Annotated in this window: 6 protein-coding genes; 5 read left to right on the top strand and 1 reads right to left on the bottom strand. The window is 65.0% G+C overall.

Translation table 11 applies throughout. The features are described from left to right. Positions 1-24 precede the first annotated feature (24 nt). Entirely contained in the window at positions 25-1,860 is a 1,836-nt protein-coding gene (locus B0G75_RS05715) for an ABC transporter ATP-binding protein (RefSeq protein WP_106301604.1), read from the top strand. Positions 1,861-1,893: 33 nt separating this feature from the next. Here B0G75_RS05715 and B0G75_RS05710 read toward each other — a convergent pair whose 3' ends face one another. Beyond that, positions 1,894-2,115: a hypothetical protein gene (locus tag B0G75_RS05710; protein ID WP_106301601.1), complete on the bottom strand. Its 222-nt coding sequence runs from the start codon at positions 2,113-2,115 to the stop codon at positions 1,894-1,896. A 422-nt stretch (positions 2,116-2,537) separates the two neighbouring features. On the opposite strand from B0G75_RS05710, the gene B0G75_RS05705 reads away from it, so the two are divergent. From B0G75_RS05705 to B0G75_RS05690, 4 genes are read left to right on the top strand one after another with little or no spacing between them, the layout of a single operon-like run. After that, positions 2,538-3,791: an efflux RND transporter periplasmic adaptor subunit gene (locus tag B0G75_RS05705; protein ID WP_106301597.1), complete on the top strand. Its 1,254-nt coding sequence runs from the start codon at positions 2,538-2,540 to the stop codon at positions 3,789-3,791. Positions 3,792-3,806: 15 nt separating this feature from the next. After that, positions 3,807-6,932 carry an efflux RND transporter permease subunit gene (locus tag B0G75_RS05700; protein WP_106301594.1) on the top strand — a complete coding sequence of 1,042 codons (3,126 nt, stop codon included), beginning with the start codon at positions 3,807-3,809 and terminating at the stop codon, positions 6,930-6,932. Continuing rightward, positions 6,929-10,249, top strand: a complete 3,321-nt coding sequence (locus B0G75_RS05695; RefSeq protein ID WP_106301591.1) for an efflux RND transporter permease subunit — start codon at positions 6,929-6,931, stop codon at positions 10,247-10,249. The genes B0G75_RS05700 and B0G75_RS05695 overlap by 4 nt, the downstream gene beginning before the upstream one ends. Continuing rightward, complete coding sequence (locus B0G75_RS05690) at positions 10,246-11,754, top strand: efflux transporter outer membrane subunit (protein ID WP_106301952.1); 1,509 nt, start codon at positions 10,246-10,248, stop codon at positions 11,752-11,754. Before B0G75_RS05695 ends, B0G75_RS05690 begins: the two co-directional genes overlap by 4 nt. The last annotated feature ends 32 nt before the right edge of the window (positions 11,755-11,786 follow it).

Here is an 11,786-nt window from a genome sequence, read left to right as displayed (position 1 = left end):
CCTTCCACCAGGGAAAGCCGTGTCATGGAACTGACCAACGATGGCGATGCAGGCCGGGCCGGGCGCGTGCGCAGACGGCGGCAGTCGCGCGTGCTGTCGCGATACGCCGGGCGGCCCATCCGGCTGATCTGGCGTTACGTGGCGCGCCGCAAGCTGGCGCACGCCGTCGTGCTGGCCAGCGTCGTGGCTGCCATCGGCTGCGCGCTGGGGTCGCAATACGGGATCCGCAATCTGGTCGACGCCTTGCCGGGCGGCCGCGCGCATCCGCAACACGTGATTCACGCGTTTACCGTACTGGTCGCGCTGATCCTCGCCGACAATCTGTTCTGGCGCATCGCCGGCTGGGTCTCGGCCCACACGTTCGTGGCCGTGACGGGCGACATCCGGCGCGAGATGTTCGACTATCTCACGGTGCACGCCCCCACCTTCTTCTCCGACAAGCAACCCGGCGTGCTGTCGAGCCGGATCTCGGCGACGGCCAACGCGGTGTACGTGATCGAAAACACGGTGGCGTGGACGGCCTTGCCACCGTGTCTGACCGTGATCGGCGCCATCGTCATGGTCGGTGCGGTCAGCATTCCCATGAGCCTCACGCTGGTCGGCATTTCGGCCGGACTGGCTTTCTGCCTGTTCCTGCTGGCCCGCAAAGGCACGTCCAGGCACGAGGCGTTCGCTGCGCAGGCTGCCTCGGTCGACGGCGAACTGGTGGACGTGATCGGCAATATGGGGCTGGTCCGGGCATTCTGCGCCCTGGTGCTCGAGCGGCGCCGCTTCGACGCGCTGCTCGCCGCCGAAGGCGACGCCCGCAAGCGCAGCCTGCTTTATCTCGAGAAGCTGCGCCTGTTGCACGCGTTCGCTATCTGCGTTCTGTCGGCTGGCGTGCTCGGGTGGACCGTGTGGCTGTGGAGCGTCGGGCGTGCCACAACCGGCGACGTCGTTCTGGTCGGCTCGCTCGGCTTCTCGATATTGCATGGTTCGCGCGACATCGCCGTGGCGTTCGTCGATCTGACGCAGTATGTCGCCCGGCTCGGCGAAGCCTCGCAGACACTGCTGATCCCGCACGCCATGCCGGAGCCGACCAGAGCGACGCCGCTCGAAGTCCGGCAAGCCACCGTCGACTTCGAAAACGTGACGTTCGCGTATCCGGGCCGCCGCCCGGTGTTGACCGGTCTGAACCTGCATATCGGCGCGGGCGAGCGCGTCGGTCTGATCGGCCCCTCGGGCGCGGGGAAATCGACCATCCTCGCGCTCCTTCAACACTTCTACGAGCCGGACTCCGGCTGCGTGCGGATTTCAGGCCAGGATATCGCGCATGTCACGCTACAGAGCTTGCAAGGCGCCATCTCGGTCGTGCCGCAAGACGCGTCGCTGTTTCACCGCTCGCTGCTGGACAACATCCGCTACGGTTGCCCCGACGCCACCGAGGCCGACGTGCGCCGCGCGTGCGAGGACGCCTACTGCCTCGATTTCATCAACGCGATGCCCGAAGGTCTCAACACCATTGCGGGCGATCGCGGCACCAAGCTTTCCGGCGGACAACGGCAGCGCATCGCGATCGCCCGGGCCATCCTGAAAGACTCGCCCATCCTGCTGCTCGACGAAGCGACCTCCGCGCTCGACACTGCATCGGAGATCGCCATTCAGGCCGCGCTCGAACGGCTCATGCAGCATCGCACCGTCGTCGCGATCGCTCACCGGCTGTCGACCTTGCAGTCGTTCGACCGGATCGTGGTGCTCAACCGCGGCCGCGTCGTTCAGCAAGGCACGCCGGCCGAGCTGGCCGCCGTGCCGGGCATCTATCGCGACACGCTGGCGCGGCAGATCAGACGCACGCCCGCACCGCGCCCCGATCTCATGTGACCGAGACGCCGTTGACGGCGCAAGCTCTTTCCTTCACACGCCGCCGCCCTCGCCAAACAGACGGCGCACGAGTTCACGGCCCCGGCTCGTCAGCCGCAGCGTCGATGTGCCGCCCACCATCACGCCCTCCTCGCGCCGGTCGATTTCGATCAGCTCGTATCGGCTCAGCGCGAGCACATCGGAATCGATGGCCTCCAGACGCCGACCGGTGTCGGCAAGACGCAGCAGTGTCGCGAGTTCATGATGGCTCAGCATCGGTTACCTCGTCGGTTGAGACTGGACAAGGCCGTCATGCTAGTTCGCGAGTCCGACATTCAGGCTACGGTTCTGTTGCGTCAAGTTACGCGGTTACACGCCGGCAGCGCGCGTATGCGCCGCTTGTTCCCCCGGCACGGCCCGCGTCGTTGCTACTTTTCCCGTATGACCGCGCTTGCGCCCGGGCAGACGGCACGGCGCCACGGCCCGGCCGGCCGTAACAAATCGAAACGCCCGTCAAGGCACTGTCGTGAGAATTAGCTCCACACTCGGATAGACTCTGTTCGTGATTGTCTGGATTCCTGTCGCCGGCAACGGCGATGCCCCATCCTGGGAGTTCGTATGACGCTCTTCGACAGCAATTGGCCGGGCCGTCCATCGACGCCGTTCGGCGGATGCCACGGATCCGGCGGGAGACCGTTATGAGCGAAGCGCCGGCAATCCAGGTCAAGCGTCCACGGCGTGGCCGCATCGTGCTCGCAATCGTGGTGCTGGCGCTGATCGCGCTGGTGGCGTTTCATGTGCTGCGCTCGAAGCCGGCCAAGCCCGCCGTGGCGCCCCAGGTCGTGACGGTCGCCGCCGCCACCACGGGACCGATGCCGGAAATTTTGAGCGAGCTAGGCACCGTGACGCCCGTCGCCACCGTCACCGTGCTGCCGCAACTGAGCGGTTATCTGACCGCCGTCGGCTATCGCGAAGGCCAGGACGTGCAGAAAGGCCAATTCCTCGCGCAGATCGACCCGCGCCAGTACGAAATCAGCAAGCGGCAAGCGGAGGCGCAACTCGCCAAGGACAAGGCGGCGCTCGCCCAGGCGCGTGCCGATCTCGCGCGCTATACGCAACTGAACGAGCATAAGTCGATCGCCGAGCAGACCTATGCGGACCAGAAGTTTCTCGTCCAGCAGGATGAGGCGGCCATCAAGGCCGACGAAGCCAACATCGCCCAATTCGATCTCGACCTGATCTACTGCCGCATCACCGCGCCGGTATCAGGCCGGGTCGGGTTGCGTCTCGTCGACCCGGGCAACTACGTGACCGCGTCGAGTCAACCTGGCATCGCGGTCATCACGACGATGAAGCCGACCACCGTCCAGTTCACGGTTCCGCAGACCGCGCTCGATAAGGTGCTGCAGCGCGTCAACGCCGGCGCGCAATTGCCGGTCGCCGTGTTCAGCAGCGACAACTCCCGGCAGATCGCGACCGGCATGCTGTACGCGATCAATAACCAGATGGCGACCGCGACCGGCACCGTCACGCTGCGCGCAACCGTCCCCAACGACGACGAGGCGCTCTTTCCCAACGAGTTCGTCAACGTCAGGCTGCTGGTCGATACGCTGCAAAACGCTGTGCTGGTGCCCACGCCCGCGGTGCAGAGCGGCGCGCCTGGCGACTACGTGTATCTGGTCAACGCCGACAATACGGTGTCGGTGCGCAAGGTCACGCTGGGACCGGGCGACGGCCAGCATACGGTGATTACGGCGGGGCTCGCCGCGGGCAACGTGGTCGTCACCGACGGCATGGACCGCTTGAGTGACGGTGTGAAGATCAAGCCGTCGGCGGCGCGGCCGGCTTCGGGTGCTTCGGGTGCAACGCCGGCGGCGCCGCCCGGGTCCGCGTCCACCGCGCGGCGCACACGTCCGGCGTCCGCGCCCGGCACGGCATCCACAGCCTCTTAGCACGCCGCCCTGTCGATGAAGTTCTCCCGCCTGTTCATCCTGAGACCCGTGGCGACGTCGCTGCTGATGGTCGCGCTCGTACTCGTGGGTCTGGTCGCGGTGCGCTTCCTGCCGGTCTCGTCGCTGCCCGCCGTCGATTATCCGACCATCCAGGTCCAAACGTTCTACCCGGGCGCGAGTCCGAACGTGATGGCGACCACCGTCACCGCGCCGCTCGAAGTCCAGCTCGGCGAGATTCCCGGCTTGCAGCAGATGGTGTCTTACAGTTCGGAAGGCGCGTCGGTGATCACGCTGCAATTCGATCTCTCGCTGAATCTGGACATCGCCGAACAGAACGTGCAGCAGGCGATCAATGCCGCCAACAGCTTCCTGCCGGCCGGCCTGCCCGCGCCGCCGACCTACGCCAAGGTCAATCCAGCCGATCAGCCAATCCTCACACTCGCGGTCACGTCGAAGTCCATGTCGCTGACGCAGTTGCAGGACACCGCCAACAATCGCCTCGCCACCAAGATTTCTGAAGTCCCCGGCGTCGGTCTCGTCACGACTGCCGGCGGCAACGTGCCGGCTGTGCGCGTCGAAGCGGACCCACAGAAGCTCGCCGCCTACGGCCTGAATCTCGACGATCTGCGCACGCTGCTCGCGAACGTCAACGTCAGCCAGCCAAAGGGCAATTTCGATGGACCGGAGCTCGACTACACGATCAACGCGAACGATCAGATCGTCGACCCGCAAGATTATCTGGCCACGGTGGTCGCGTATCAGAATGGCGCGCCGGTGTATCTGCGTGACGTCGCGCGCGTGAGCCAGGCCGCGCAGGACGTGGAACGCGGCGCGTGGTACAACCGCACGCCGGCCATCGTGCTGAACGTGCAGCGTCAGCCCGGCGCGAACGTGATCGCCACCGTCAACCAGATCATGAAGCAGTTGCCGGCGCTCGAATCGACGCTGCCCGCCGGTTTGCAAGTCACGGTGGTGGCGAACACCACCGGTGTGATCCGCTCCTCGGTGTCGGACGCCGCATTCGAACTGGTGCTCGCCGTCGTGCTGGTCGTGCTGGTAATTTTCGTGTTCCTGCGCAACGTGCCCGCCACCACCATTCCGAGCATCTCCGTGCCGGTCTCGCTGATCGGCACGCTCGCCGTGATGTACCAGCTCAACTATTCGATCGACAACCTCTCGCTGATGGCGCTGATCATCGCCACGGGCTTCGTCGTGGACGATTCGATCGTGATGATCGAGAACATCGTGCGCTATCTGGAGGAAGGCAAGACGCCGCTCGAAGCCGCGCTCGAAGGTGCCGGCCAGATCGGCTTCACGATCCTCTCGCTGACGGTCTCGCTGATCGCCGTGCTGATTCCGCTGCTGTTCATGGGCGGCGTGATCGGCCGGCTCTTCAGCGAATTCGCCATCACGCTCGCGGTGACGATCGTGATCTCGGCGGTGGTCTCGCTGACCGTCGTGCCGATGCTATGCGCGCGTCTGTTGCGCGCGCAGGCGCAACGTCATCCGAGCCGCTTCGAGCGCATCAGCGAAGGCCTGTTCGACAAGACGCTCGCCGCGTACGAGCGCGGCCTCGTCTGGGTGCTCGATCACCAGTTGCTGACGCTGGTCGTCGCGCTGATTACCGTCGCGCTCACCGCGATCCTGTACATCGTGATTCCGAAGGGACTGTTCCCGGTGCAGGACGTCGGCGTGATTCAGGGCATTAGCGTGGCCGACAACTCGGTTTCGTACACGGCCATGGTCCGGCGTCAAAGCGCCCTCGCCGACGCCATTCTGAAGGATCCGGACGTGGTGTCGCTGACTTCGTATGTCGGCATCGACGGGACCAATCCGACGCTGAACAACGGCCGCTTCCTGATCAATCTGCGCCCGCGCGACGACCGCTCGGTCACCGCCGAGGAAATCGGCCGCCGCATCCAGCAGGAAGTCGCCGACGTGCCCGGCATTCGCCTCTATGTGCAACCCGAACAGGACCTGACGCTCGACACCTCGATCGCGCGCAACCAGTACAACTTCGTGCTGCGCGGGCCGAACCAGCAGGCTTTCAATCAATACGTGCCCGCGCTGATCGCGCGCATGAAACAGATTTCCGCGATCACCGACGTCACCAGCGATCTGAACACCAACGGCCTGAGCGTGAACGTCGAAGTGAACCGCCAGCTTGCCGCGCGCTACGGCATTACGGCAGCCACGATCGACAACGCGCTGTACGACGCGCTCGGCCAACGCATCGTCTCGACCATCTTCCAGCAGTCCGATCAGTACCGCGTGATTCTGGTGGCGAAGCCCGAGACGATTCCCACGGTGCAATCCATCGGCAATCTGTATTTGCCGAGTCAAACCAGCAGCACCGGGCAGGTGCCGCTGTCGGGCATCGCGAAGATCAGCATCACGCAATCGCCGTTGTTGATCAGCCACCTCGCGCAGTTCCCTTCCGTCACGATCTCGTTCAACCTCGCGCAGGACGCGTCGCTCAGCGCCGCCGTGGCGCAAATCCGCGACGCCGAGAAAGCGGTGGATCTGCCGCCTTCCATCACGACATCGTTCCAGGGCGCGGCCCAGGCGTTCGAAGATTCGCTTTCCAGCGAGGTGTATCTGCTGATCGCCGCGCTAGTCGCGGTGTATATCGTGCTCGGCGTGCTGTACGAAAGCTACATTCACCCGGTGACGATTCTCTCGACGCTGCCCTCGGCGGGCATCGGCGCTCTGCTCGCGTTGATGATCGCGGGCAGCGATCTCGACGTGATCGGCATCATCGGCATCGTGCTGCTGATCGGCATCGTCAAGAAGAACGCGATCATGATGGTCGACTTCGCGCTCGAAGCGGAGCGCGTGCACGGCAAGCCGCCGCGCGAAGCGATTTTCGAAGCATCGCTGCTGCGCTTCCGGCCGATCCTGATGACCACGCTCGCCGCCATGCTCGGCGCGCTGCCCATGCTGCTCGGCACCGGCACCGGCTCTGAACTGCGCCGGCCACTCGGGCTTGCGATCATCGGCGGGCTCACGCTCAGCCAGGTGCTGACGCTGTTCACGACGCCGGTGATCTATCTGTTCTTCGACCGCCTCGCGCAGCGCGTGAAGAACCGCCGCCGCGCCGCGAATGACGGCGCCACGGCACCGCCGGAGAACGCGCCGTGAACATCTCGGCGCTCTTCATCCGGCGCCCGGTCGCGACCGTGCTGCTGGCCTTCGCGATCCTGATATTCGGCGCGCTTGCCTATTTCCGCCTGCCGGTGGCCCCGCTGCCGAACATCGCCTTTCCGGTGATCGCGTTGCAAGCGAATATGGCCGGCGCGAGTCCGGAAATCATGGCGGCCACGGTTGCCGCACCATTGGAGCGGCGCCTCGCCACCATCGCCGACGTGAACCAGCTCACCTCGATCAGTTACGTGGGCTCGTCGCTGATCATCGTGGTGTTCGGCCTGAACCGCGACATCAACGGCGCGGCGCGCGACGTGCAGGCCGCCATTCAAGCCGCGCGCGCCGATCTGCCGACCACGCTGCGCAGCAATCCGACGTATCGCCAGTACAACCCGGCCGGCGCGCCGATCATGGTGCTCGCGCTGACCTCCGACACGCTGACCAAAGCCCAGCTCTACGACTCTGCCGATTCCGTGATCCAGCAGCAGTTGTCGCAGATCACCGGCGTCGGGCAAATCACGCTCGGCGGCGGCGCGTTGCCCTCGGTGCGCGTCGAGTTGGAGCCGGGCAAGCTCAACAGTTACGGCATCGGCCTCGAAGACGTGCGCGCGGCGATCGGCGCGGCCAATGCGAACAGCGCGAAAGGGCATGTCGATCAGGGCGAACAGCGCTATGTCGTCACGTCGAACGATCAGATCAGCAAGGCCGCGCCGTATCGCGACGTGGTGATCGCCTATCGCGACGGCGCACCCGTGCTGCTGCGCGACGTCGCCCAGGTGCGCGATTCGAATGAAAACATCCGCAATGCCGGCCTCTACAACGGCAAGTCGGCGGTGCTCGTGATCGTTTATCCGACGCCGGGCAGCAATGTCGTGCAGACAGTCGGGCAAATTCGCGCACGTCTGCCGATCATCGAGGCGGCGTTGCCGAGCGCGATTCATGTGAACGTCGCCATCGACCGCTCGGAGTCCGTGAACTCCTCTGTGGCCGATACCGAGCGCACGCTGTTCATCGCGGTGCTGCTGGTGGTGGGCGTGGTGTTCGTGTTCCTGCTGTCGCCGCGCGCCACGCTGATTCCGGCGGTCGCGCTGCCGCTGTCGATCGTCGGCGCGTTCGGACCGATGTATCTGCTCGGCTATAGCATCGACAACCTCTCGCTGATGGCGCTCACCATCGGCACCGGGTTCGTGGTCGACGACGCCGTGGTGGTGCTGGAAAACATCGTGCGTCATCTCGAAGCCGGTGTCGAGCCGAAAGAAGCCGCGCTGCGCGGCAGCGCCGAGGTCGGCTTCACCGTGATCTCGATGAGCCTCTCGCTGATCGCGGTGTTCTTGCCGATCCTGTTGATGCCCGGCATTGTCGGGCTGCTGTTTCACGAGTTCGCGGTCACGCTATCGATTGCGATCATTTTGTCGCTGATCATCTCGCTGACCGTTACACCGGTCATGTGCGCCTACCTGCTCAGCCACGAACGCGCGACGCATTCGAAGGCGCGCTGGGCCCGCTGGATCGAGGCGCAGTTCGAGCGCTTCAAGCAGGCCTATTCCCGCTCGCTCGCGACGGCGCTCGACCATGCGCTAGCGGTCGTCCTGCTGCTGATCGGCCTGCTAGTGGCCAACGTGTTTCTTGTGCGGCTGCTGTCCGGAACGTTCTTCCCGGAGCAGGACACCGGCATACTCATCGGGCAGATCATCGCCGATCAAAGCGTCTCGTTTAGCGCCATGGAAAAGAAGCTCGCGCAATTGCAGTCGATCGTGAAGCAGGATCCGGCGGTGGCCTCGGTCGCGGGCTTCACCGGCGGACGTGCGCTGAATACCGCGAACGTATTCATCGAACTCAAACCGCTCGCGCAACGCCATCTATCGGCGACTGAAGTGGTCAACCGCTTGCGGCCGAAGATCAACGCGGTTTCCGGAGCACGGCTCTTCCTGCAGGCGCAGCAGGATCTGCAGATCGGCGGACGCCAGGCCGCGGCCGAATACCAGTACACGCTCTCCAGCGACGATGCCAACGCGCTCTTCACGTGGGTGCCGAAACTCGTGACCGAACTCGGCAAATATCGCGGCAAGATGGAAGACGTGAACTCGGACCTGCAACAGAACGGCTTGCAGACCTACGTGAACTTCAGCCGCGCGACCGCCGCGCGCTATGGTTTTCAGCCGAACCAGATCGACAACGTGCTGTACGACGCTTTCGGCCAGCGCACCGTGTCGACCATTTACAACCCGCTGAACCAGTACTTCGTGGTGATGGAAGTCGCGCCGGCCTATTGGCAGTATCCGCAAGCGCTCAATCAGATCTACCTGAGCACCGCCGCCGGCAACGCGAACGGCACGCAGCAGACGCAGATGTCGCGCGCTACCGTCACAGCCGTGCAGCAGCCGGCGGCTGTCAGAAGCGCGTCGAGCACCAGCGCGAACACAAATTCGCTGAACGCCGATGCCGAAGCGAACCAGCAGACCAACAGCATCTCGAACAGCAAGGGCGGCAATTCGAGCGGCAGCGCGGACAGTACCGCGGCTGAAACCATGGTGCCGCTCGCCGCGCTAATGACCTTCTCGAACAGCCACACCGCGACGCAGGTGAACCACCAGAGCGGACTCGTCGCCGGCACCATCTCGTTCAATCTGCCCGCGGGCGGATCGCTGAGCGAGGCCGGCCAGATCATTGAGCAGGCCGAGCGCGACATCGGCATGCCCGCATCGGTCCATGGCGCGTTCGCGGGCGCCGCGCAAGCGTATGCGCAATCGATGGGCGCCGTGCCGCTGCTGATTCTCGCCGCGCTGGTGGTGGTGTATCTCGTGCTCGGCGTGCTGTACGAGAACACGGTGCACCCGCTCACGATCCTGTCGACGCTGCCGTCAGCGGGCATTGGCGCGACATTGGCGCTGCTGATCTTCGGCACGCCCTTTTCGGTGATCGCGATGATCGGCATCATTCTGCTGATCGGCGTCGTCAAGAAAAACGGCATCATGATGGTCGATGTCGCGATTCAGTTGCAGCGGCACGAAGGCATGAACGCGCGCGATGCGATTCACGAGGCCGCGGTCGTGCGGCTGCGTCCGATCATGATGACGACGGCCGCCGCCGTGCTGGGCGCCGTGCCGCTCGCGATCGGCATTGGCCAGGGCGCGTCGCTGCGCCAGCCGCTCGGCGTGACGGTCATGGGCGGCCTGCTGGTCAGCCAGGTTTTTACGTTGTACACGACGCCGGTGATTTATCTGTATCTCGACCGGCTGCGCGCAAGACTAGCAAGATGGTCAGCGCGCCTGCCGTGGAATCGCCGCGGCGAAGCACCGGATACGAGCGCATGATGAAGACGATCTTCCCCACCCGACTGGCCGGCGCGATGCTGGTGTTATCGACCGTGTTATCGGCTGTGTTGACAGGCGGTTGCACGGTCGGCCCCGACTATCATCGCCCGCCCGTCGCGACGCCGGCCACGTGGAAAGAACTGCCCGGCTGGACCGAAGCGCAGCCCGCCGCCGAGGCTCCCAAAGGCGACTGGTGGACAGGCTTCAACGATCCGCTCATGGATGAGTTCGAGCCGCTCGTCTCGGTCTCGAACCAGACCGTGCGCCAAAGCTATGCGAACTACCAGCAGGCGCTGGCTGAAGTGCGGCTTGCGCGCAGCGCCCTGTTTCCGACGATCGGCGTGACCGGATCGGCGACCCGCTCACGTTCGTCGACCGGCAATTTCAGCAGCGGGTCACTTGGCGGCCTTGCGGGCGCGAGCAGTTTTCAGCGCATCAACAACGCCGGCTCGCTCGAAGCCAACGCCAGCTGGGCGCCCGACCTGTGGGGCCTCGTGCGCCGCAATATCGAGGAGAGCGCCGCCACCGCCCAGGCGAGCCAGGCGACGCTCGCGAACGCCACGCTCTCCGAACAGATCGCGCTGGCGAACGCGATCATCGATCTGCGCGTGACGGACGCGAATATCGACTTGCTCACTCACACCGTCGATGCGTTCCAGCAATCGTTGCGCGTCGTCGCCGAACAGGACAGAGCCGGCACCGTGCCGCCGTCCGATCTGGTGAGCGCGCAGACACAACTGGAGTCGGCGCAATCGAGTCTGATCGCGCTGGGCGTCGCGCGCGCTCAGAACGTTCATGCGATCGCCGTGCTGGTCGGCAAGAATCCGGAAGAGCTCGACATAGCCCCGAACACCACGCTGCCGACGCTGCCGTCCATTCCGGTCAGCGTACCGTCCACGCTGCTGCAGCGCCGGCCCGACATTGCCGCCGCCGAGCGCCAGATGGCCGCGCAGAACGCCGCGATCGGCGTGGCCGTCGCCGCGTATTACCCGACGATTTCGCTGTCGGCGCTGGACGGCTTCACGCAGTCGCCGTTGGCCGGCCTGCTGCATATCGGCAACTATGTGTGGTCGTTGGGCGGCCAGGCGAGCGAGACGCTGTTCGACGGCGGCCAGCGCAGCGCGCAGGTCGATGCGGCCAAGGCGTCTTACGAAGCGGCCGTGGCCAGTTATCGCGGCACCGTTTTGACGGCGTTCCAGGGCGTGGAGAACGACCTGGCCGGCTTGCGCATCCTCGCGCAGCAATCCGAAGTGCTGGAGCGCGCCGTGCGCGACGCAACGCGCGGTACCGAGATCGCGCGCAATGAATACCAGGCCGGCACGGTGGACTTTACGACGGTCGCGACCGCGCAAGCCACTCAACTGAATCTTCAGCAAACCGCTTTGAACGTGCAGCAAACACGCTTGCTCGATGCGGCGTCGTTGATCGGCGACCTGGGCGGCGGCTGGTCCGATAGCGAACTGAGAGATCCGCGCAAGCCAGGGCAACAGAGTGCGTCGCCCTAAGCCCTGACTCGCCGTTCTGTTTCGCCGATCTG

The organism is Paraburkholderia sp. BL18I3N2 (assembly GCF_003001875.1).
GTDB classification, from domain to species: Bacteria; Pseudomonadota; Gammaproteobacteria; order Burkholderiales; family Burkholderiaceae; genus Paraburkholderia; species Paraburkholderia phytofirmans.
This window is presented reverse-complemented; position numbering and strand designations above follow the sequence as displayed.